Source organism: Fructobacillus ficulneus (assembly GCF_001047075.2).
Classification (GTDB): domain Bacteria; phylum Bacillota; class Bacilli; order Lactobacillales; family Lactobacillaceae; genus Fructobacillus; species Fructobacillus ficulneus.
In genome coordinates, this window is the sequence record NZ_DF968005.1 from 95,310 (window position 1) to 117,639 (window position 22,330).

Genomic DNA, 22,330 nt, shown 5'->3' on the forward strand with positions numbered 1-22,330 from the left:
ACGTATTTGCGTCGGCCTGATTTATTAGAAAATCGGACCTTCAGCAAGGAAGAACGAGACCTTTTGGATGATATTAAAAGCGAGCTAGCCGAAGAAAACGATTAGCCTGCCTTTCATCGATTAGGTGATGAAAAAAGGAACAAACCGATGGAACTGGAATTTTTAGGAACCGGATCGGGCCAACCATCCAAATTCCGTAATGTGGCAAGCATTGCTTTGAAATTGTTGGATGAACGGAACGCCGTGTGGCTTTTTGATGTGGGCGAGGCGACCCAACACCAAATTTTACAAACAACCATTCGTCCGCGTAAAATTGAAAAGATTTTTATTTCTCACCTCCACGGAGACCATATTTTTGGTTTGCCAGGTTTGTTGTCATCACGGTCATTCCAGGGTGCTGATAAGAGTGAACCTTTGACAATTTACGGACCAGCAGGTTTGAAAAGCTTTGTTTCGGCAGCTCTACGTGTTTCCGATACCCATCTAACTTATCCGGTCAACTTTGTTGAAATTCAAGCAGGTACGATTTTTGAAGACGATACTTTCAAGGTCATTGCTGCACCGATGAAACACCGAATTGAGGCCTGGGGCTTCCGCGTGGAAGAAAAGGCCCATGCTGGTGAACTTTTGATTGATAAAGTTAAGGCCGACCAAATTCCGTCAGGACCTGTTTATGGTCAATTAAAAGCCGGTAAGACGGTCACTTTAGATGATGGTCGGGTCGTTAATGGTCAAGATTATCTGGGACCAGCCCAACCTGGTCGGGTCGTGACGTTAATTTTTGATACGCTTCCCAATGACCAAGTGGCGATTTTAGCCAAGGATGCCGACGTCTTAGTCCACGAATCAACATACGGTCAAAGTAAGGAAGAACGGAAGTTGGCTCGGGCTCACGGTCATTCAACATCCAAGGATGCGGCTGAAATTGCCTTAACGAACAACGTTGAACGTTTGGTTTTGGTTCATATTTCAGCCCGGTATATTGGTCCGTTATTGAAAAAATTCATTTCAGATGTGAAAAACTTATTCCCGAATACATATGTTGCTCGGGATTTTGATGTTGTTGATGTGCCATTTAAAAAGGAGCACCATGGTTCCAACTAATTGGCAGTTGCTGGATCAACCTGATTCTGCACTGAGCCTAAAATTACAAGCACAATTAAATTTAACGCCAGTAACGGCAGGCTTACTAGTTCAAAACGGCATTGACAGCGTCAATGCCGCTCGTGCTTTTCTCCAACCGGACTTTGCCAGTATCCACGATCCAGCTGAATTCTTTCAAATGGACCAGGCAGTTGAGCGAATTCAAGAGGCTGTTTTTTCTGGTGAACCAATTGTCGTTTATGGTGATTATGATGTCGACGGTATCACGAGTACCGCCATCATGGTTGAAACGTTAACTTCTTTGGGAGCTGAAGTTTCACCCTACATACCGAACCGGTTTACAGATGGCTATGGTCCCAACCGGGCAACCTATGAACGGTTGATTGATGAAACCGGTGCTGGTTTGATTATCACAGTTGATAATGGTGTTGGTGGCCAGGAGGCCATTGATTGGGCTAAAACGCAAGGGGTTGATGTGGTGGTAACCGACCATCATGCTTTGCCAGATGTTTTGCCTGATGCCTATGCCATTATCCATCCTCGCCATCCAGAAGGGACTTATCCCTTTGGTGAACTTTCCGGTGCAGGTGTGGCATTTAAGGTTGCCCAGGCTATCTTAGCAGATGGGCAACCGGCACAGGGGTTAGAAGACTTACCAACCGAATTTTTGGATTTGGTTGCCCTGGGGGCCGTGGCGGACGTGGTATCACTAACAGATGAGAACCGAGCTTTTGTAACTTGGGGTCTCAAGGCTATTGAGGAAAGTCCACGACCAGGGATTGCAGCTTTGCTAAAGTCGGCTAAACATGCCAAGGGACAGGCTGTCTTAGCAGAAACCATCGGTTTTAAGCTGGCTCCGCGATTAAACGCAATCGGTCGCTTAGCAGATGGCCAACTTGGTTTAGACTTACTTTTGACCAAGGATGAAGACCAGGCAAAGGCCATTGCCAAAGAGGTTGAGTCCTTGAATGACGAGCGACGCCTCTTGGCCGACCAGGTTTTGGCAGAAGCCCAGGCTCAGCTGCAGGATCCAGAAATAGCTGAAAGCCCAGTGCTTTTGGTGGCTGGAAATGACTGGCACCAAGGTATCCTAGGAATTGTTGCCGCCCGCTTAGTGAACCTCTTTCACAAACCGGTTGTGGCCTTAACCTTAGTTGATGGCCTCTATAAGGGGTCAGGTCGATCATGTGGTGACTTTGACTTGCACGAATTCTTATCGGCCTTCGCCGATCAGTTTACAAGTTTTGGTGGCCATGCCGGGGCTTTAGGTGTCAGCATGACGCCAGAGGCCTTGACCAATGTTCGCCAACAGGTGAAGGTTGCCGGCGTTGACCTTGATTTTTCTGATCAACCGCTAGCGGTTAATTTTGTCATTAGTCCAGCAATGCTCACGCCAGAGTTTTACCAACAAATTGCTCGCTTAGAGCCATTTGGCCAGGGTAACCCCCAACCAATCGTTGCCTTGGAAGATGTTAGTCTTCAAGAGGTTAAAACGATGGGGGCGGATAACCAGCATTTGAAGTTAAACTTTGCTGGGGGACGGGGGCAAGTCGAAGCCTTGGCCTTTAATCAGCCCGAGTTAGTAGCGGAAGCACTCACAAAAAAGACAGCCACCCTTGCTGGTGGTGTTGGCGTTAATACTTTTGCCGGTAAGACACGATTGCAGATTATGATTGAAGATGTTGTTTTTCCAGAAATTGAAGAGCAACCGGCTGTGTCAAATCAAGTTGATGCCAGAACCAACCGGGGTCAAGGTAGTGGTCAAGTTAGTTCGAATCCACACCAGCAGAATGTCCAACAAAATCAAGGACCGAGTCGTCCTGGTGGTCAAGTTAGCTCGCTAACTTTGGCTCTCCAACAGACAGGACCGGCTGATTTTGCAAAATTATATAAATATTTGTACAGTCACCAACAACTTGATGTGATCGGTCACTTAGAAATGGTATTATCCGAACTTTCTTTCCAGGAAAAGCAATTTAAATTAATGATTCAGGTCTTTTTAGACTTAAAGTTTGTTAAAATAAGTTCTGGGACAATTTTATGTATACCAAGTAGTAGTAAGAAGTCTTTGGAAAGTTCAACAACTTACCAGAGATATTTTGCCGGTTCAGCCGGTTGAATAAAGGAAGATAAAAATGAGTAAAATTAATTTACACGACTATGTTGCCACAGTAGAAAACTATCCAGAACCAGGCGTTTCTTTCCGTGATATCTCACCTTTGATGGGAAACGGAGAGGCCTACAAACAAGCTATCGATGAAATCGTTGATTTTGCTAAAGATTTGAAGGTCGACTTAATTGCTGGACCTGAATCACGTGGCTTTATCGTTGGTTCACCATTGGCCTACGCCATGGATATTGGCTTCGTTCCAGCCCGTAAGTCGGGTAAGCTTCCTCGTAAGGCTCTTTCTGCTTCTTATACGTTGGAATATGGTGGTGTCAATGAATTGGAAATTCATGAAGATGCCATCCAACCTGGGCAACGCGTTTTGATCGTTGACGATTTGTTGGCAACCGGTGGAACAATCAATGCAACCCGTAAGATTGTTGAAGAACTTGGCGGTGTTGTGGCTGGTGTTGCCTTTATTATCGAATTGGAAGACTTACATGGTCGTGAAAAAATCATGGAAGCCGGCGAAGTACCATTCGTTGCTTTGATGGAATACTAAGCCTTACCTGCAACAGTAGTAAGTAAATATAAAAGGATGTAGGATGCTGATTACCCTCGCAACAATATATGTGATTAACACGGTCGTAGCTCTAATAACAGTTTTGCGCGAACCACGCGATATTTCTGCAACCTGGGCTTGGATTTTAGTGTTGACCCTGATACCTGTTGTTGGTTTTATCATCTACTCCTTTGCCGGTCGAAAGTTGTCACATCGACGGTTGTTTGCCTATCAAGACCAGGACACAACAGCGATGCGTCAGCATATTGCTGACTTGATGACCCAGACTGAATCCCTAAACCGGGATATAGATCCACACCAAAATGAATCCGTTGCTTCAGTTAGACAGGGGCGGTCGTTGGTGACCTTGTTTCAAAATATCAATCAAACGGCCCTGGCGACTAAAAATCATGTAAAGATTTTTACCGCTGGCCAAGATTTATTTGAACAAATGAAGGCTGACCTAAGAGCGGCTCAAGAAAGTATTAATATTGAGTTTTATACTTTTTATGCTGATGAACTTGGCAGTGAAATTTTAGATATCTTGGTTGACCGGGCGAAGGCCGGGGTGGCGGTTCATGTCATTTACGATGCCTTGGGTTCCTTTGGAACGACCAAGAAGTTCTTCAAGCCCTTGGAAGAGGCTGGTGGCCACGCTGGTCCATTCTTGAAACGACGGTTGACCTTAATTGATTTTCAATTGAACTTCCGTGATCACCGTAAGATGGTCGTGATTGATGGTGAAGTCGGCTACGTTGGTGGTTTTAATATTGGCGACCAATACCTCGGTCGTGATAAAAAGTTTGGCCATTGGCGTGATACCCATTTGCGGTTGACGGGTTCAGCGGTTTACTTTTTACAGGCCCATTTGATTTTAGATTGGAATGCTTCGGCACCGAAAAATCAAATTCCAGTGACAGAACCATGTTATTTTCCAAAATTGAAAGCGGAAAATCAAGGCCATTCGAATTTGCAAATTGTGACTTCTGGTCCAGAATCCGATGATGAACAAATTAAAATGGGCTATATTCGCCTAATTCAATTAGCCAAGGAACGGTGCTGGATTCAGACCCCATACCTAATTCCCGACGATTCGACCTTTGATGCCTTACGGATTGCGGCTAACTCTGGTGTCGATGTTCGCATTATGGTGCCCTGCATGCCAGATCACCCCTTTGTTTATCGAGCAACTCAGTACTATGCTAGCCAATTGGCTAAGTATGGGGTTAAGGTTTACTACTACGACAATGGCTTTTTGCATGCCAAGACCGTCGTAGTAGATAATCACTTAGCTTCTGTTGGTTCTGCCAATTTTGATTTTCGTTCTTTCAAATTAAACTTTGAGGTTAATGCTTTCTTGTATGATTCAAAGTTAGCTCAAGAACTATCGCGAGATTTTGAAAACGATTTAAAGTCTGCCACTGAACAAACCGTGGTGGACTTTGCTAACCAAGGTCGGTGGTTAACATTTAAGCAATATATTGCTCGCTTGTTAGCACCAATCTTATGAGCAAGTGGCTAAAATTAAAAATTTCTAAAAAAACGATGACCAGGTCAAATGGTCATCGTTTTATTTTTGCAATGAAATAGGTGGCTTTGCTTTTAATGAACCAAGTAAATGGCATCATCGATATTATCAAAACTTTGATAATTTTGATTAAGGGCGGGAACCTTGTTGAGTTTGGCATTTTCCCAGAACTTTTTGGAATTTGTGGCACCATTGATTTCTCCGATTACTAGCAAATCAAAGGGTTGATGGCTGACTCGTAAGGCTTGCAAGACCTGCCAGTCGTCTTCGCTGGTATCAGGAGCCCAGGATAGCAAGAATACTGGAGTGGGGTCTTGGTTCAAACCAGCTTGCACTGTCGCTAGTGCTGTTTGATTTTGAACCTCGGTCCAGGGCTGAGGCCGGTCATTATCTTGGCCAGTCCAGTCGAAGGTATCACTTGCTTGGGCTGGATGCCCCAAGTGCTGTAAGCCCGCAGTGATAGCGGCATTGCCAGCCATTAATTCCACAACCGGCCGACCAGCTAGCCAAGCAGCTAAGTCTGCTACCCAGGCTTGGTTTGGCAGGAACCAGAGACCATAAGAGGCAATGATGGTTGCTCTCAAATCGGTGAAGGCATCATCAATCGGTAACCGGGCAGGATGACGATAAAGGTTTGTGACGGATTCCAGCAATTGAGGCAGGGACTGGTCGGGCAGCTGGTGCTTATCCAAAGCGGTCATTGCAGCGATAACCGCCTCAATTTTTTGGAGAGTTTTAGCATCAGTTTGGTAAGCTGGTTTAAATGCTTGCAGGTCAGCAATCGTTAACATGAGTAGTTTCCTTAAGAAAGAGTAAAAATCCAGCCAGATTAAGTGATTAGTTAGCCAGGTTTGGTACATTTAATACAGTAATTATAACTTAGGGGTAGTATACCATGGCAAATTTTTCGTTAACTAATTCAGACTGGGATTCAGCATTAGCTGCCTTTTTACCCGACGACTACCAGTACCAGGCTGAGGATTTTTTAGCGGAAGTTTATGATTCAAATATGGTAACTTATCCAAGCCAAGAAAACGTCTTTGCTGCCTTGCAAAAAACGCCCCTTGACCAAACGAAGGTCGTGATTTTAGGTCAAGACCCTTACCACGGTCCTGACCAAGCTCAAGGCCTAGCCTTTTCGGTCCCCGATGATACGCCAGTACCACCATCACTTCGTAATATTCTCAAGGAATTGGCTTCGGATTCTGGCCATGAGCGCTTAAGCCACGATTTATCATCATGGGCCGACCAGGGGGTCTTGCTCTTAAATACAGTTCTGACCGTTAGTGCCGGCCAAGCGAATAGTCATCAGGGGTTAATTTGGGAAAAACTGACGGATGCCGTGATTCAGGCTGCTAATGCTGATGACCAGCCCAAGGTTTTCATTTTTTGGGGTAAGCCGGCTCAAAAGAAAGCTAGTCTGATTGATAAAAACAAACACTTAGTGTTACAGGCCCCCCATCCAAGTCCTTTAGCGGCCTATCGTGGTTTTTTTGGGTCAGCGCCTTTCTCGCAGACCAATCGGTTCTTACGTGACCACCAGCGGCCAGAAATTGACTGGCTTAACTAGGGACGTAACCCGTAATTTTTGTTATACTTTAGAAAATAATCGTTTACTTATAAGGAGCAATACCAATGTCACTTTTTGATCAATTTGAAACACAAATTAAAGGAAAGAAGATTCGTCTTGTTTTTCCAGAAGGAAATGACCAACGAGTTTTGACGGCAGCCGTCGAATTAGCTGACCAAGACTTGGTTCAGCCAATTGTTTTGGGGCCAACTGCTGAAATTAACCAACTAGCAGCAGATTTGAGCTTGAACTTGGATTCAATCGAAGTCATTGACATTGACCAAGTTTCCGACGAAGACAAGGCAGCAATGGTAGCGACGATTGTTGACCGTCGTCGCGGTAAGACCGATGAAAAGACAGCCCAACAATGGTTAACCGATGTGAACTACTTTGGAACAACCTTGGTTCAAATGGGTGAAGCCGAAGGAATGGTTTCTGGTGCCACCCATCCAACGGGTGATACTGTTCGACCAGCCTTGCAATTAATTAAGACTGCTCCAGGGTCAAAGCGGATTTCAGGGGCCTTTGTCTTGGAGAAGGGCGACGAACGCTATGTTTTTGCTGATTGTGCCATTAACATCAACATTGATGCTGAAACAATGGCTGAAGTAGCGGTGCAATCCGCACAAACTGCCCAGGTCTTTGGCTTGGATCCAAAGGTGGCGATGCTATCATTTTCAACCAAGGGTTCAGCTAAGGGTGATGAAGTGACTAAGGTTACCACTGCTACTCAGATGGCCAAGGATTTGGCACCGGACTTGGCTGATCAAATCGATGGTGAATTGCAGTTCGATGCCGCTTTTGTCGCCAATGTCGCGGCTGCTAAGGCACCTGAATCAACTGTTGCTGGCCAGGCGAATGTTTTTGTCTTCCCTAGCTTAGAAGCAGGTAATATTGGCTACAAGATTGCCCAACGAATGGGTGGTTTTGAAGCTGTTGGTCCGATTTTGCAAGGATTAGCTAAGCCCGTTTCTGATTTATCACGGGGAGCATCAAAGGATGACGTTGTGAAGGCGGCCATTATTACGGCGGCTCAGGCCTTAGCACAGCGTTAAAAAAATAGGTTAGCCGGCACAACTGTTTGGTTAACTTTTTCTTTAGCTATTGATAGTCGTAGAAGACGAGTGATGGGGGAGATTGAGATGAATTTTTTCTTGAATCAAGGAATGGGCCATGGTAATTCGGGTGTCGAACACGCTCAATTTTATCGAGCTCAATGTTTTGATGAAAACCAACAGGACTATAAATTAGTCTTTGTCAATTACTTGCCAGAGTTGCATTTGCACATGCAAGAATGGCAGTTGGCCGAAAAAAATGTAATTGGCCTTTACGATTTTTTGCTGGCCAACGATCCTGGTCTTTATTTAGACCAAGGAATTAGTACGGACCAAATTCATAAAATGACAACGAATACGTTGATTGATCAAACTCAGACTCATCGTTTTGCGGTGGGTCAAACTACTGGTGACTACCAATACCGACTGTTAAAGAATAAAGTTTATAACGAACAAAAGAAGCTTTTCATTGTTGATGATGCCCAGGTTGAATTAACTAACGGCAGCCACCGTGTTACCTGGTCTTATCGACCAGGTCCTGGCGAAAAAATCATGCAAGATATCTACGTTGAAAACTTTTTAGGTCAAAACTATTATTTCCAAACTTATGAAGAGTTGATTGAATTTTTCATTGATCAATTAGACCAACATTTTGGTCAAAATATTTATTACATTGACCGCGGAACGTTTTTTGATGAAACCCTAGTCAAATTAAAAGAACGCGGTGGCCAGCAAAAGGTCGTTGGTATGGTCCATGCCAACCACTTCGTTGAACGCCATGGTCAACAGATTTTATTTAATAACTTTTACCAATACATGCTTGATCACCTTGATGACTATGATGCGGTGGTTGTTGCCACCCATGCCCAAAAAGAAGGACTGGCAAAAGATTTGGCTGGCTATACTAAGCCGGAAAATTTGGATAAAATTGTAGCCATTCCCGTTGGTGGGGTCGAAAAATTTGGTCCCGTTAAGGAACACGAAGGCAAGACAATGAATATTGTCACGGCTTCACGCCTGCACCCCGAAAAGCACCTTGATCAAATCATTGATGCAGTGGCTTTATTAGCCGAACAAAAACATTCAATCCGATTGACCATTTATGGGGCTGGGGCCGAAAAAGACCCACTCAAAGAACAAATTAAGAAATTGGGGATGAAGAAGCACATTCATTTGGCCGGTCTATCGCAAAACGTGGCTGCTGATATTGCTAGTGACGATGTCTTCGTGTCTGCATCTTACTCAGAAGGGTTTGGCCTAACATACTTGGAGGCGCTGTCGCGCGGCTTGCCCGTGGCATCTTATGCCAACGACTTTGGTGCCAAAGAATTAATTCATTCGGGCGAAAACGGTTGGTTAGCTGACTTTGGTCGTGATGATGCCAGTCGGCAACAGAACGTTGAAAACTTGGCCCAAGCTATTTTAGATTGTTTTAATAACTACGAAGAATTATCAGCCGGAGCCCTAGCAACGGCTAAAAAGTATCAGATTGAAACAATTCGCCAAGATTGGTTGAACCTAGAAAGGAAGCTGACATGCAAGTTGGATTAATTAATAATTTCGATAACAGAACGGCTCCTGAGGTGATTTGGCAAATTGATCAATTTAAGGCTGGTCATTTGGCCGAATTATGGCTGGTAACGCCACATGAAGATGCCATCGATATTGCTAATCATTTGGACTTGCCCTTGGACAAGATTTTTGACCTGTCGAGTCAAACCTACCTGTCTGAACAGGCCGATAGTGATGGTCTTTGGTTTTATGACTTACCAGTCCCCAACCAGGCTCAATTAGTGGTTAACCCTGATTGGACCAAGGCAATTGTTTCAAGTGGACGAGTCTTAGCGGATGTTCGCTGGTTTGCCAATTCGAACCGGTTAGTTCAAGCTGTTTCTTGGAAAAATATTTTGGGCGAAATTGATCGAAAAGAAATTTATCAGCGCAACGGTCGGCTATTTGCCCGCCAGTATTTTGATGGTGGCCAGTTGCTACAATCTGATTTTTATATTGGCCAAGACCAAGTGGTGATGCAGGACTTTTATTTTCAAGGTAACCGGAACTATGTCCTGGACCAAGAATTAAACCACTTTCCCAATGCCGAAGAACATATCAAAGCAGTTATGCGTCAACGACCTGACTGCGAAATTCAACTTTGTTCATTGGGCTGGGACTTAAATCTGGCATTGCCCGGCACAAAGTTAGCCTTACCAGCCGGAATATTGACGGCTAACCAGGAAGTTGACCCGCAGCTGAAAGACATCTTACAAAATAGCAACCATGCCGTAACGACGGTAGCTTTGAACAGGGCAGCTGAGCCCGCTATTCGCGAGGCTAAGTTGCCAACGACAAAGATTACTTGGTTGGATTAATTGACCAGCAAAGGAGAACACCTTGAAGATATCTCTACTACCAACTTGGCAAGAAGACTCAAATCCGAAAAATGAAGTCGATGGAGCACTAGCTTTAACACGACTTTTTTTATCAACTGATAATCAAGTGACGGTTTTGTTTTCAAATTACTTTCCAAAATTAAGGACATGGTTGGGCCAGGCAGAAATCGAAGATGTGAAACTCTGGTCCGTTTATGACTATATTCAACGAGTAACTTTGACTGACCGTAATCCATTACAGGTTAATGATTTTACTTGGCCCGCAGCGGATGAGTTTATCCGTATGTATGACCGAATTGTGGTCTTAGTTGGTCACCAACCCTATGCCAATATTTTTTTTACTTATCCCAAGGCCGACTTAATTGATCGGATTGATTTTTTGCGGAATGGGCAAGTCTACCAGCAATTAACGATTGACGACCGTGGTTTCGTTTCACGGGCCTTGTTTTACCAGGGGAACACCTTGGTCAAGGCCGAGTATTTGAGTCAAGGTGGTCAAGTTGTGATGGTCCACGATTACACCACTAGTCAAATTCAAGTTCAGTGGCCTGATGGTCGTACTGAGAATTATTTCAACATTACGGATGTGGCTCAAGCGGCCTTATCTGAATGGCTTGCTCAGCAAGGTGAAGATGATTGGGTAGTGCTCGTTGAGCCTAGTAGTGAAAATTTGGCTCTGGCTAAAGCTGCTGAAAGGCAACACCCAGTCTTTGTTCTCAATTATCCATTTTTGGGAGCACGACCAGATCAACAAGTCAGTTCAGCTGAATTATTGAATTTTAAGACAATCAGTGGTCAACACCAAATATCATCTATTGATGGCTTGGTCCAAGAACCGGCCAAAGTATTAGCACCCTTTACGATTGACCATGATATTGCAGAGAGCCGGCCACAGGAAGACTTTGTTGCCTATTGGCGCCAAGGTCTAGTTGATTCGGGTAAAATTCGCAAATACTTAAACACTTTGGTTGATTTAGCTGTTGAAAATGCCAATTTCGTGACGATTATCGAAAACGACCGTTGGCAGGAAAGTATGCAGCCAGTCTTGACTGATTTAATTAACCAAAAGCAAGCCGACCAACACTTAGATGACGACCAGGTACGTCGGTTGACAGGACAGTTTGTCTTGATTGACTGGCAGAGCAAGGAAAAGCGCCAATCGTTTTTGCAAACGGCGGCGGTAGTTCTTGATTTGGCCGTTGATACCGACCTAGTTTTGCAGAGCCAGGCTTTAGCAGTGGGTGTACCAGCGTTGACGATTGTCCAAAATGCTTATCAGAAAGCTGATAATCGACCAATCAGTTCGGCAACCGAATTACGTGACCGCCTTGAAGCTTTATTGGATAAAACTTATTGGCAAAATTTTCATATTGAACTGGTTTCGTGGAAAAAGTATTATACACCATTGGCCTTGGCACAACAGTGGCAGGATGCCTTAACGGTTAAGAATGCCTAAATGTTTCTTACCAACAAATCAAAATGAAAAGGAGGCCTGTTATGGCTCAATTGTCCGTTTTACAAATTGGGGCAGAAGATTGGTCCAATCAAATTGAAACTGCTGAAATCGATTGGCACTATAGCTCTAGTATTGATTTGCCAGTTCTTTTGGCTCAACAGGCTGATCCGAGCTTTTTAGCCTATACCTATGTTGTGTTGACTGATTTGGTCATCAATTCCAATCTTTTAGCACAATTAGTGACCGAGTGGCCAGCCTATCGGGTTGTTTATCTTGGCCAAGCAAGCAATTTTAACCAGAACTTGCAAGAAGCTTTGGAGAAACGAGGGGCTTTTCATTTTGATGAAACCACTCCTGGTGCAGTGAGTCACCGGCTGCTCTTGGACCTCTATATTGGTCAGGTTGGCTTTCCAACTCGTTTTTCTGAGACCCAGTTCATTCCAGAAATTCAAGCTGATTGGCATTTTAAGCGAACGGGTCGGTTTTCAACTGAAGTGACTGGTGACTTTGGCGAAGAATTCAGACAAATCGGAACCCTTAAAACCTTTCCAGGTGATTATCAACCAGGGCAGGAAAACCTAATTTATTGCGATTACCAGGCTGAAGGTTCAGCTGAACTGGCCTTAAACTTTGTTTTTTTCCAGAATGGTCGCTTGCAACAAATGCAGGTCTTGCAAAAGCCGGATGTTAAACGCTTGTCAACAATCAAGGCACCCGCAACTTACCAAGATTATCAAATCTTAGTCTTAGCTAAGGGACAAGGAAAACTAAACCTACATAATGTACATCAACGGCGGTCACGCCATGGTTTGGGATACTTTTTACCGGCTGGAGACCGCGACTTAACTACTGATGGTCAAGAAGTTTTGTCTTACTTTAATCCAGGAACGAAGAGTGGTCCGCTGGTGGTCATGTTTGCCGGAAGCCGCCTCCATATCGAGGGCTTTGAAATGATGGGGCCGTTAGATGAGCTAGGGTACCCATACTTGCTCTTTGCTGATGCGCGTGGCCAAGGTGGAGCCTTTATGGTCGGCAACGATGAGTATGAAACGTTGGTTATGCAAAAAATTAAGGCCGCTCAAGACCAACTGAACCTGACTAAGTATGAAAGTATCTTCGCCGGTTATTCAATGGGCTCCTATCCAGCGATGTATTATGCTGGGAAAATGGGCGTCAACCACCTGATTTTAGCCAAACCAATTATCCAGTTGGGAACCTTTACTGAACAAGGTGACTTTGCCCATCAAGGAATTAACCGTGACTGGCCTTTAGATACGCGGTACATTTTCACAGGGCACTTAGATAAAAGCGAAACAGCAGTTCTTGATAAAAAACTCTGGCAGTCGTTAGACCAAGTTAATTGGCAAGACAGTGAACTTTCACTCTTTACGATGGACCAAGATGACTATGATGGACGGTCATTGCCATTATTGACACAGTATCTAAAGCAACACCAAGTTGACTACCACCATGAAAGTTTACCTGGACTGCATGAAGAACAGATTGATCAGATGGTTTATTTTTTAAAAAATGAAATTGTTAAACAAGCGAAAATAATCAATCAGGAAGGATGGCGGTAATGCAATATCAAATCTATTGGCGACCAGAAACAAAGCTGTCCGAACTTCAAGGAGCGATTGTTGATTATTTGCAGGAAGACGATGTTCACTACACAAACCATTTTTTGCCCTCTGGTCGGATAATTGCCAGCTGGAACGATACGGCCAACTATTTTACGAATAAAGATTCGGCAACATTGCCGCGGTTAAAGCCAGGAAAAGTTTACCGAACAATCCGCCGAGTAAAAAATTCTGAGCGAATGCATGCTTATCTAAATTGGATTTTTTTCGATAGTCAAAATGAAATTATTCTGAACCAGTATCAAAGCAGCGACAAATTTGATTTACAGGTACCAGCTGCCTACGATCACTACCAACTGAACTTAATGTCTGCTGGGACGGGTGATTTTCATTTTTATGAAGTTGATATAGTCGAAAGAACCACCGGCTGGTTAAGGGATGGCGACCAAATGGTCACCGAGCACCTAGGGGCTTACCTAACGATTCCCGAAAAAATCAATACAAAGACCTTACGCGTTATTTTTAATGAACCGGAGCTTAAGAGAACAGACTACCCGGTGCAAAGTATTAAAGATGCACCACAGGCCGTCTTGTATTTGGCTACCGACTTTTTACACAGCTCAGATTTCTATGACCAACGAATCATGACAGTTATTAACGAGGCCAAGAAACAGGCTAAGGCGAAAACCGTCGAGTTCGTTGGCTATGGCCTAATCTCGTCGGCTGTCGCAATTAATTATCGCCGGCAAATTAAGGATAGCCACGCTGTCATTTGTGATCCAAGTCAGTTGTTAGATGGAAGTCCCAAGCAAGCGGCGGCTAGCACCATGACTGATTTCATGAAGAGCGCAGAACGGACTGTGATGGAAGATGTGAGTGCAGACGATACTTTCTTGGTTGCTGCGGGCCTGGAACCTAATCCGAGCTTGGTCACGACCTTCCAGCCACAAATTGATTTGCTAGCGAATCTGGCTTATCCAGCTTGGCCAATTAGTAAAAAAGAGGCCAAAATGCTGAAAAAGGCGGAAAGTCAGTCCACTAGTCCGACTAAACCAGTTGAGGCAGTCACTAAAGTGGTTTCTGAGGACGAGGACACTTCAACTGACTCACAAGCTGAGATTGAATTTTCAACTGATTTAGCGCCAGAGCTAACTGAACAGACAGTTGACCAGGAATCCGAGTCTGCATCTTCATCAACTACGAAGGTGCTTGATCCAGCGACGCAGGCAGAAGTAGAAGAGTCAGAGACTATATCAGCTCAGTCAGTTGATAGTCAGGCTAAATCACTTGCTACAGTTGACTCTCAGGAACCTGAGTCAGCAGTTCAAACTGAACCGGGATCAGAATCTGCCTCAGCTATGGCGGGTACTACAAATTCAGAAGAGACTGCTAATGCGATGAAAATAGCGGAATTACCAATCAGTCGACTAAATAAAAAGCAGGTCACTGAGCAAAAGTCTGACCAGCCTGAGAGGGCCGGCACGGACGATAGTGAATTAATGGTTGACGATACTGACAAAGAGCCAGTCAACCATTTACAATCATTTTTTATTCGTCAGAAAAAATAAAAGAAGATGTCGTCATAATTGACGACATCTTCTTTTTGTCTTTATTAATGATTAGCGACTGTAAAACGGCTATTTGGATACTTAGGATTATGATATTCAGCGACCAAGGCTTCCGCCAAAGTGCCGGAAGTCGTCTTTGATTCACCCTTGTCATTGATCAAGAGGGTATCTTGGGCTTGCAAAGGCTGAGGGTCGGCAGGCCCCGCCACAAATTCATTGGCTGGTGAAAGACCAAACCAAGAAACGTTTTCAACGTGACGAAGGAATTCTAATTCGAAGACTTGGCTTTGTGGAATACCAATCCAGGCTTCGGCACCGGGGACCTTAGCTAAGTCATCCAAGAGAAGATGGTTATCTTCGCCGGTAGTTAATGAACTAGCTCCGAGGACAAAGGCCAAACGAGGCTTTGGTTCGTTGCGCAAGAACTTAACCAATTGAGCAGCTAAGTCGATTTGGAGATAAGGCGCTGATGGTGCTGAGAAAGCATCGACAACGACGTCAAAGACCGCAATTTCTTCTTTAGTTAAATCAAAGGCATCCTTGGCAAGGACTTCGATATCAGGATTAGCGGCTTTGAGGTCAGCAAGTTTTTCAGCTGACCGACCGTTGGCTGTCACTTGGTCGCCAGCGGCAAGGGCAGCTGTCACGATGGCTGATCCAGCCATTCCGGTAGCACCAATAACTAATACTTTCATGTAAAACATCCTTTCAAGGCAAATTACTTTTAGATTGAGTGATTAAGCGATGTGTATTTTTAAAAAATACATTAAAGTTATTTTACCATAGGGATTCAGACTTGTAAAAAATAAAAACCCGGCAGCATATTCCTAAAAACAGAAATGTGCTGCCGAGCTGTGAGTTCGATGTGGTTAATTTTAAAAGTAGGCCTTAACGAAGAGGTCAATTGATAAGAGGATGGCCAAAATACTGACGACGATTTTTAAAATCTTTTCGGGGATGATTTCGACGATTTTAGGACCGATGTAGCCACCGATAAAGAGGCCAATTCCCAATGGCACGACAAAGCCCCAGTAAATGTGGGAAGTGAAGGCATAGATGACGGTCGCAATCAGGTTTGAGGCACCCAGGGAAACGTTCTTAATGGCGTTGTAAGAAGCAAAGGGCATCGTTGTGGTGGCCGAGAGGATGGCTAAGAGCATCACACCTCCGGCGGCACCAAAGTAGCCACAGTACATCCCAACTAGCAAAATCCCGATTGAAATGGCAACTTTGTAGATTGGTGAATGGGCATCGTTTTCTAGGGATTCATCCTTGGTCAAATTAAGGGGGTTATTCTTGCCTTTGTTAACTTGAGAGAGCAAGAGCAAACCGGCGACCAAAACGAAGAAAGGAACGACCTTAGTAAAGTATGAGGCTGGTTCTGACAGGAGCAACCAGGCCCCGAAGATACTTCCAAGAACTGTTAGGGGCAAAATCTGGAAAAATTCTTTTTTATGCTCACCCAACTGCTTGTGTGATGAAACTGTTGACCCGAGTCCCGTCATAACCAAGGCAGCGGTATTGGTAACGTCGGCAAAGACTGGTGGCACACCAACGGCCAATAGGGCTGGATAAGATACGAGGGAAGCCAAACCAGCTGTAGTGCTGGCAATTCCTGCCAAAATTCCTAGGGGAAAGAGAACTAAAATAACTTGCAAATAATGAGCTGTCATATGAATGACTAAACCTCCAAAGTATTTTTTTATATTGATGAAACGATAAAAGCCGTTGTAAACACTGATTATCAATGATTACAACAGCCTTTTTCTTTATGAGAGTTGCTGTGCATGCCAATAACAAAAGTTATTCAAGACGAGAGATCATCTTCTAAAATTGAAAAGGGCCATGAGCCGAGAAAATGTTGTTTCCAGGCCTGGTTTTGCAATTTTAGAAGTTGATATCGGTCATTTTGATACCACTGCATCGCCACGTTTGCACCGCTACAAATTACGGGTGGTATTTGTTTTAATTTTTAAAACGAGTATCACAAACAAGTTAGTGCGGGAACAGCATGTCTATAAGTTTAAAACGAAAGAGAACGGAATGCAATGGAATTATATTAATTTTAGGTTAAATTATTAGTACTTTGTGTGAGGGGTGTTATCAAGGCGAAATAAGGAAAATTAGTTTAAAAATTTAAAAATGATGGAAGTGGTGGTGATGTCTGTTAATGTTTAAAATTATCAAAAATCATTTATTTTTATGAAATTTTATATATTATAATATTGTTGAACTAAGATTGTTAAGGAGGAAATAGCCGAATGAATAATCAAACTGAATTTAGCATGACTTACCCAGTCTTCATTCATGAAGAGGGTGGAATGTTTTGGGCTAATGTCCCAGATGTTCCAAGTGCCTTTACAAGTGGAAATACCGTCGAAGAAATTATTGTCAAAATTAAAGAAGCGATTGAATTGGCCTTGTCCACAACGTTAACTGTTCCCGCCGCGACACAGTTTAGCGAGGTTGATGCGAAAGAGGGACTTGTGTGGATGGTAGGTTGTCATTAGCTGATTATCTGAAGGTAGTTTCAAAGTAATTTTGAAAAAGTAATTGTCCTGGAGGATTTAAGTGATCTGGAAAAATGAAGGGCTATAACGTATCAGAAATTTTAACCAATGCACTTGAAAAAAGATATGGGATTAGTTGAATTTTAAAAATTGATGTTTCTGAATATATTTGGTTCTGCTGCTGTGGATATTTTTGATGTAATAAGATGAAATTCAAGGCTGAACAAATCATCGGAAGTTTCTGTAGATGTGTTCGAATTAAACTTGTAATCGGCTACATGTAATAAATAATGTTGATGAACTGAAACATAAAATATTATTTTTTAATGGAGATATAAGATGAACTACTATACATTATATTTAGACGAATCTAAATTTAAATCTAAGTCAGGCAATTTTTTGTACAGTATAGCAGGTGTCGCGATTCCTTCTGCCAGTGAACCAAGTATTCGTAATAGTATGAATCAGATTAAAACTAAAATTTGGAGCAGAGATTTAGGCTATTCTAAAAATGAAGCAAAAATGAATATCTTTCATGAATCTGAAATAAGAAGCAATAATAGTAACTTGCTGATTAGGAGGCCTACATACGAGGTGTTCGTGGGCGAATATAAAAATAAAAATCTAGCTATTTCAGGAATTGGTAATATTATAAATCAGTATGATTTGGATATTTTTGGACTAGTTGTTGATCAGACATCTATTAATGAAAATTATTCAAAATACGTTGATGAATATGAGGCATATAATATTGCTTTAAAAGTTATTATTGAGAACTTTGTGCTATTTCTTAAAAAGAAAAGTGCATGCGGCGAATTAGTTCTTGAAAGTAGGCAGGATGATAATTCTGATATTTTGGATTTAAGAACAAAAAAAATGATAAATAAAATTATTGTCCATGGCACGAGTGTATATTCGGCACTGGATATACAAAAATCATTTAATGGTAGTAAATTTCGATGTAAGAAAGAGAATGTCCCCGGATTACAAATTGCTGATTTTATTCCACGCCCATTGCTACTGGCATATGCTAATGCCGGTCAATCAAAACCGAGTATTTATAAAATGGCAATTCGAAAGCATAGATACAATGCTGGTAATACTGACGGGGCAACAAAATATGGTGTTGTTGTAAAAAAATGACTATTTATTGACAAATTGTAAAGGATTTAATACAATGACTGTATCAGGTACGTATAAGGGTAACTCCTTTTAGATGCTTAATTGCGTCTTGACGTACATTGTAATTAATTTTCATGTTGAAGGGTGTTGACATTAAATTGTCGTATGGGTAGCTCCATCCGTGCATAGATATGCACTAACACCTCCTGGAAGGCGACATTCTTAGGAATGTCGCCTTTGATATTTAATGGAACAGGAAAAGCTCCCTTATATATCAAAGTAAATAATTACTAGTTTCATTTGATCGCGATTTGTATTGCAGCCTTCAATAAACAACTTTATCTTTTTAAAAGTAGTGCATCATATTTAGACACATCTTCTATAAAAATAGTTTTTGCACCAGGTCGAAAGGATACTTGTACAATAGAAAGATAAATGCGAAACGAGAGAGGTTGAGTAATGTTAATTCCAATTTTTATATTAGTATTCATAATCGGATTTGTAGTATATCTATCGCTGGTCGCAGCTTACGTTGTGTACAAAGTTGTTGTTGGTATTATCGGATCAATTATTAATGCAATGAGTAATAGGGTGAAAAATAATAACAAAGAATCCGAAAGTGATAATTGAATTTGATTTGAATGCTCTTGAGGGATATAACATTCATTCAAAATATTGCTGAGGAAAGGAATATGAGTAAAAGAAAAAACCTAAGAAAATTGAAGTAGCCTTTGAAATCAACTTCAAAATTCTTAAGTTCTCGATTACGATTAAGTGGTAAAAATACCACAGGGCGTAAGCCCCTTCGTGTGCACTTATATTATCACACAATGAAAAAAGAATATATTAGTAAAAAAGGCAAAAAAGTAACGATTGAAGTTACAAAAGGAAGTAAGCGAGAAATAAGAAAATTTTTCACTTTTGTAGGTATTGTATTAGTAATTATTATTGTATGGAAGGTAATTTTTAAATGACGTATAAAAAAGTAGGGTGGCCTTCAGAATATGAAAGCTCAACCACTGCTCAAAATGAGGCCAACAAGCGTTGGGCTGAAAAGAATAAAGAACACAAAAATATCTATCATATCGAACTTATTCGAGGTCATTCATTCGTAAGTTAGCAACAGAAGACGATTTAAACGAATTAGAAGCCTTAATCAAAGAACGACGTTCAGAATTATAATGAGCATTTTATATTTTTTGCAATAATCCAACAAATCAACAAGCAAAAACCGTCCAGTCAAATCATGACTAGGCGGTTTTTCATAGGTATACCAATTTTACTAATTTCGGCGACTTTCTTAGAGGTGTACAAAAAATGTACAAATGTCTCAATAAAACGTCACTCATTTCCATAGAATGGCTCTTAACACACTGAGTCATAGTTATATGTATAGGATTCACAGCACGAAAAAACCGCTATCTGCCAGCGTATAGCCGATAAATAACGGTTTCATGTGTTTGTCAATTTTTCACTAAAAAAACATGCCAATGACAGGAATCGAACCTGCACGGTGAAATCACCATACCGACCTGAACGGTACGCGTCTGCCAGTTCCGCCACATTGGCAACAAACAAGTTTAAGTATACCCGCAAGTTAGAATAAAGACAAGTCTTGACTTTGTTTATTCATCTCGTACAATAGGTTTAATCCTAGACCAATTAATCCAGTCATGGGTTGGTTGGTTGAAGAGATTGGACGACAACAGCCATTGGCGTCCTGGACTCCCTGGGGTCGACTCGATAATATGCAGCAAGAAAACCTTCAGGTGAGCACAGGCGCTAACGGCGCATTGTGCTTTTTTTATTGGAAATGGGAGGAATTAAAGTGGGTACCTACAATTTTTCGGCCGGACCTGGGGTCTTACCAAATGAAGTCATTACCAAAATCAAAAACGATTTAGCGGCGGAAGAAAACTCGAACTATAGTATTTTAGAGATTTCACACCGCAGTCCTCGTTTTGAAAATATCATCAAACACGCCGAAGCTCAGCTCCGGGATTTGATGGCCATTCCCGACGACTATGCTGTTTTGTTTATCCAAGGTGGAGGGTCCTTGCAGTTTGAAATGCTTCCCCTCAATTTTGCTAACCAAACAGGGCAGGTCGCCGTTTTAGATTCCGGTAATTTTGCCAATAAGGCCGCCAAGGCTGCCAATGCAGTTGGCAAGAAGGGTGTGATTGTTGCTAGCTCCCGGGAAGAAAAGTACCGGTACTTGCCAGAATTGCCTCATGACTTCCAGTCTAGTGACTATGACTACCTTCATATCACCACCAATAACACGATTGAAGGTAGTACCTACCACCAAAGTAATTTGCCAAAGACTAACGGTCACCTAGTGGCCGATATGTCGTCCAATATTTTAGCTGAGCCATACGATGTGACCAAGTTTTCTGCCATCTTTGCCGGAGCCCAGAAGAACTTGGGACCAGCCGGGGTGACGGTTGCTATCGTAAAGAAAGACTGGTTAGCCGAACAAAAAATTGAAAACGTTGGTCCGATGATGCGCTACCAAACCTATGTTGATAAGGATTCGATGTACAATACGCCACCTGTCTTTAGCATCTACGCCTTAGGCCTAGTCCTTGATTGGGTCAAGGACCAGGGTGGGGTCGATCAGATGTACGTCAACAACCAAAAGAAGGCTGCTAAACTTTACGATTACTTAGATCAATCTGACTTTTACCAGGTCCCTGTTCAAGGGACCGACCGGTCAATTACCAACGTCGTCTTTACAACGGGGGATGCCGACTTGGATAAGAAGATTAGCCAAGACGCTGATGTAGCTGGGCTCCATCATCTGGCCGGCCACCGGTCAGTTGGTGGGTTCCGGGCGTCGCTCTATAATGCCCAGCCGATGGCCGCCGTCGATACCTTGATTGATTTCTTGAAGAAAGCCGCAAAGGAAAACTAGCCATGAATATTAAAACCTATAACGCGATTAGTCACACGGGACTTGATTATTTGAAGGAAGCCGGTTACCAAATTAACGCCGACCAAGCTGCCGATGGAATTGTTCTTCGTTCGCAAGACCTCCACAAGGAAGAAATTCCTGCCTCAGTCAAGGCGGTCGTTCGAGCAGGGGCTGGTTTTAATAATATTCCGGTGGAAGAATTGTCAAAGCGCGGTATCCCGGTTTTTAACACGCCGGGTGGGAATGCCAATGCTGTCAAGGAATTGACGGTTGCCGCCTTGATTATGGCGGCCCGGCCAATCATTGGGGCCATTAATTTTTCCAATGAAATGCGGGGCGGGGATGTTTCCCTTCGAACAGAATCAAATAAGGGAAGTTACCGCGGAACCGAGTTGTACCAGAAGACCTTGGGTGTGATTGGTCTGGGAAACGTCGGTTCAAAAGTGGCCAACATTGCCCTCGCCTTTGGTATGAAGGTGATTGGGTACGATCCAGGTCTAAACGCTAACACGGCTTGGCGAGTTGACCGCCACATTACCCACGCTAAAAACGTGGATGAAGTTTTGGCACAAGCCGACTTCGTCACGGTTCATATTCCATACACGGAAGAAAACAACCATTTCATTGATGCCAAGAAACTTGCTTTAATGAAAGATTCGGCTGCTTTGATTAACTTTTCCCGGGGTGGGATTGTTGATGATGAGGCCGCTGTGGCCGCTCTTGATGCTGGCAAATTAAGAATGTTTTTGACCGACTTTAGTAACCCAGTCTTGTTCGATAACGATAAAGTTGTTATCACGCCTCATATCGGTGGATCAACGGTTGAAGCCGAAGACACCAGTGCATTAATGGCGGCTAAGCAGC

Annotated in this window: 18 protein-coding genes, 1 tRNA gene and 1 pseudogene; 16 read left to right on the forward strand and 4 right to left on the reverse strand. The window is 42.8% G+C overall.

The window, feature by feature from the left end; all coding sequences use genetic code 11:
* The 5 genes and pseudogenes from AOQ29_RS08065 to cls all read left to right on the forward strand — a co-directional run.
* Positions 1-105: pseudogene (locus AOQ29_RS08065) on the forward strand (tRNA (guanosine(37)-N1)-methyltransferase TrmD); the annotation flags it as partial.
* 42 nt (positions 106-147) lie between these two features.
* Entirely contained in the window at positions 148-1,104 is a 957-nt protein-coding gene (gene rnz / locus AOQ29_RS05180) for a ribonuclease Z (protein ID WP_061993453.1), read from the forward strand.
* Positions 1,091-3,223: a single-stranded-DNA-specific exonuclease RecJ gene (recJ, locus tag AOQ29_RS05185; RefSeq protein ID WP_061993454.1), complete on the forward strand. Its 2,133-nt coding sequence runs from the start codon at positions 1,091-1,093 to the stop codon at positions 3,221-3,223. Before rnz ends, recJ begins: the two co-directional genes overlap by 14 nt.
* Before the next feature lie 16 nt (positions 3,224-3,239).
* Positions 3,240-3,773, forward strand: a complete 534-nt coding sequence (locus tag AOQ29_RS05190; protein ID WP_061993455.1) for an adenine phosphoribosyltransferase — start codon at positions 3,240-3,242, stop codon at positions 3,771-3,773.
* 43 nt (positions 3,774-3,816) lie between these two features.
* Complete coding sequence (gene cls, locus AOQ29_RS05195; RefSeq protein WP_061993456.1) at positions 3,817-5,283, forward strand: cardiolipin synthase; 1,467 nt, start codon at positions 3,817-3,819, stop codon at positions 5,281-5,283.
* 92 nt (positions 5,284-5,375) lie between these two features.
* Here the strand turns inward: cls and AOQ29_RS05200 are convergent, their stop codons facing one another.
* Positions 5,376-6,092 carry a hypothetical protein gene (locus tag AOQ29_RS05200; protein WP_061993457.1) on the reverse strand — a complete coding sequence of 239 codons (717 nt, stop codon included), beginning with the start codon at positions 6,090-6,092 and terminating at the stop codon, positions 5,376-5,378.
* A gap of 104 nt (positions 6,093-6,196) precedes the next feature.
* On the opposite strand from AOQ29_RS05200, the gene AOQ29_RS05205 reads away from it, so the two are divergent.
* From AOQ29_RS05205 to asp3, 7 genes are all read left to right on the forward strand, one after another.
* Positions 6,197-6,871, forward strand: a complete 675-nt coding sequence (locus AOQ29_RS05205) for a uracil-DNA glycosylase (RefSeq protein ID WP_061993458.1) — start codon at positions 6,197-6,199, stop codon at positions 6,869-6,871.
* Positions 6,872-6,936: 65 nt separating this feature from the next.
* Complete coding sequence (gene pta / locus AOQ29_RS05210; RefSeq protein ID WP_061993459.1) at positions 6,937-7,926, forward strand: phosphate acetyltransferase; 990 nt, start codon at positions 6,937-6,939, stop codon at positions 7,924-7,926.
* An 87-nt stretch (positions 7,927-8,013) separates the two neighbouring features.
* Positions 8,014-9,477, forward strand: coding sequence for a glycosyltransferase (locus tag AOQ29_RS05215; protein WP_061993460.1), 1,464 nt, complete (start codon positions 8,014-8,016; stop codon positions 9,475-9,477).
* Positions 9,462-10,295, forward strand: a complete 834-nt coding sequence (locus AOQ29_RS05220; RefSeq protein ID WP_061993461.1) for a hypothetical protein — start codon at positions 9,462-9,464, stop codon at positions 10,293-10,295. The genes AOQ29_RS05215 and AOQ29_RS05220 overlap by 16 nt, the downstream gene beginning before the upstream one ends.
* A gap of 22 nt (positions 10,296-10,317) precedes the next feature.
* Positions 10,318-11,772, forward strand: a complete 1,455-nt coding sequence (gene asp1 / locus AOQ29_RS05225) for an accessory Sec system glycosyltransferase Asp1 (protein ID WP_061993462.1) — start codon at positions 10,318-10,320, stop codon at positions 11,770-11,772.
* 41 nt (positions 11,773-11,813) lie between these two features.
* Entirely contained in the window at positions 11,814-13,352 is a 1,539-nt protein-coding gene (asp2, locus tag AOQ29_RS05230) for an accessory Sec system protein Asp2 (RefSeq protein WP_061993463.1), read from the forward strand.
* Positions 13,352-14,920: an accessory Sec system protein Asp3 gene (asp3, locus tag AOQ29_RS05235; RefSeq protein WP_061993464.1), complete on the forward strand. Its 1,569-nt coding sequence runs from the start codon at positions 13,352-13,354 to the stop codon at positions 14,918-14,920. The genes asp2 and asp3 overlap by 1 nt, the downstream gene beginning before the upstream one ends.
* A 44-nt stretch (positions 14,921-14,964) precedes the next feature.
* On the opposite strand, the gene AOQ29_RS05240 is transcribed toward asp3, so the two are convergent.
* Entirely contained in the window at positions 14,965-15,615 is a 651-nt protein-coding gene (locus AOQ29_RS05240; RefSeq protein ID WP_061993465.1) for an NAD(P)-dependent oxidoreductase, read from the reverse strand.
* Between the two features lie 180 nt (positions 15,616-15,795).
* The gene (locus AOQ29_RS05245; RefSeq protein WP_061993466.1) at positions 15,796-16,593 is read right to left on the reverse strand and encodes a sulfite exporter TauE/SafE family protein; all 798 of its coding nucleotides are present in this window, start codon (positions 16,591-16,593) and stop codon (positions 15,796-15,798) included.
* Between the two features lie 588 nt (positions 16,594-17,181).
* On the opposite strand from AOQ29_RS05245, the gene AOQ29_RS05250 reads away from it, so the two are divergent.
* Together AOQ29_RS05250 and AOQ29_RS05255 are read left to right on the forward strand one after the other, a co-directional pair.
* Positions 17,182-17,430: a type II toxin-antitoxin system HicB family antitoxin gene (locus AOQ29_RS05250; RefSeq protein ID WP_061993467.1), complete on the forward strand. Its 249-nt coding sequence runs from the start codon at positions 17,182-17,184 to the stop codon at positions 17,428-17,430.
* A gap of 339 nt (positions 17,431-17,769) precedes the next feature.
* Entirely contained in the window at positions 17,770-18,573 is an 804-nt protein-coding gene (locus AOQ29_RS05255) for a DUF3800 domain-containing protein (protein ID WP_061993468.1), read from the forward strand.
* A gap of 1,464 nt (positions 18,574-20,037) precedes the next feature.
* On the opposite strand, the gene AOQ29_RS05265 is transcribed toward AOQ29_RS05255, so the two are convergent.
* Positions 20,038-20,121: transfer RNA gene (locus AOQ29_RS05265), tRNA-Leu, on the reverse strand.
* 259 nt (positions 20,122-20,380) lie between these two features.
* Between AOQ29_RS05265 and serC the strand changes: the two genes are divergently transcribed.
* A complete protein-coding gene (gene serC, locus AOQ29_RS05270) occupies positions 20,381-21,466 on the forward strand; it encodes a 3-phosphoserine/phosphohydroxythreonine transaminase (RefSeq protein ID WP_114674996.1) in 1,086 nt (361 codons plus the stop codon).
* 2 nt (positions 21,467-21,468) lie between these two features.
* The coding region (locus tag AOQ29_RS05275) for a 3-phosphoglycerate dehydrogenase (protein WP_061993469.1) at positions 21,469-22,330 on the forward strand (862 nt) is incomplete at its 3' end.

Bases quoted from the DNA above. Each gene is read 5' to 3' on its own strand.
- rnz (WP_061993453.1), top strand. From the start codon at position 148: ATGGAACTGGAATTTTTAGGAACCGGATCGGGCCAACCATCCAAATTC.
- recJ (WP_061993454.1), top strand. From the start codon at position 1,091: ATGGTTCCAACTAATTGGCAGTTGCTGGATCAACCTGATTCTGCACTG.
- AOQ29_RS05190 (WP_061993455.1), top strand. From the start codon at position 3,240: ATGAGTAAAATTAATTTACACGACTATGTTGCCACAGTAGAAAACTAT.
- cls (WP_061993456.1), top strand. From the start codon at position 3,817: ATGCTGATTACCCTCGCAACAATATATGTGATTAACACGGTCGTAGCT.
- AOQ29_RS05200 (WP_061993457.1), bottom strand. From the start codon at position 6,092: ATGTTAACGATTGCTGACCTGCAAGCATTTAAACCAGCTTACCAAACT.
- AOQ29_RS05205 (WP_061993458.1), top strand. From the start codon at position 6,197: ATGGCAAATTTTTCGTTAACTAATTCAGACTGGGATTCAGCATTAGCT.
- pta (WP_061993459.1), top strand. From the start codon at position 6,937: ATGTCACTTTTTGATCAATTTGAAACACAAATTAAAGGAAAGAAGATT.
- AOQ29_RS05215 (WP_061993460.1), top strand. From the start codon at position 8,014: ATGAATTTTTTCTTGAATCAAGGAATGGGCCATGGTAATTCGGGTGTC.
- AOQ29_RS05220 (WP_061993461.1), top strand. From the start codon at position 9,462: ATGCAAGTTGGATTAATTAATAATTTCGATAACAGAACGGCTCCTGAG.
- asp2 (WP_061993463.1), top strand. From the start codon at position 11,814: ATGGCTCAATTGTCCGTTTTACAAATTGGGGCAGAAGATTGGTCCAAT.
- asp3 (WP_061993464.1), top strand. From the start codon at position 13,352: ATGCAATATCAAATCTATTGGCGACCAGAAACAAAGCTGTCCGAACTT.
- AOQ29_RS05240 (WP_061993465.1), bottom strand. From the start codon at position 15,615: ATGAAAGTATTAGTTATTGGTGCTACCGGAATGGCTGGATCAGCCATC.
- AOQ29_RS05245 (WP_061993466.1), bottom strand. From the start codon at position 16,593: ATGACAGCTCATTATTTGCAAGTTATTTTAGTTCTCTTTCCCCTAGGA.
- AOQ29_RS05250 (WP_061993467.1), top strand. From the start codon at position 17,182: ATGAATAATCAAACTGAATTTAGCATGACTTACCCAGTCTTCATTCAT.
- AOQ29_RS05255 (WP_061993468.1), top strand. From the start codon at position 17,770: ATGAACTACTATACATTATATTTAGACGAATCTAAATTTAAATCTAAG.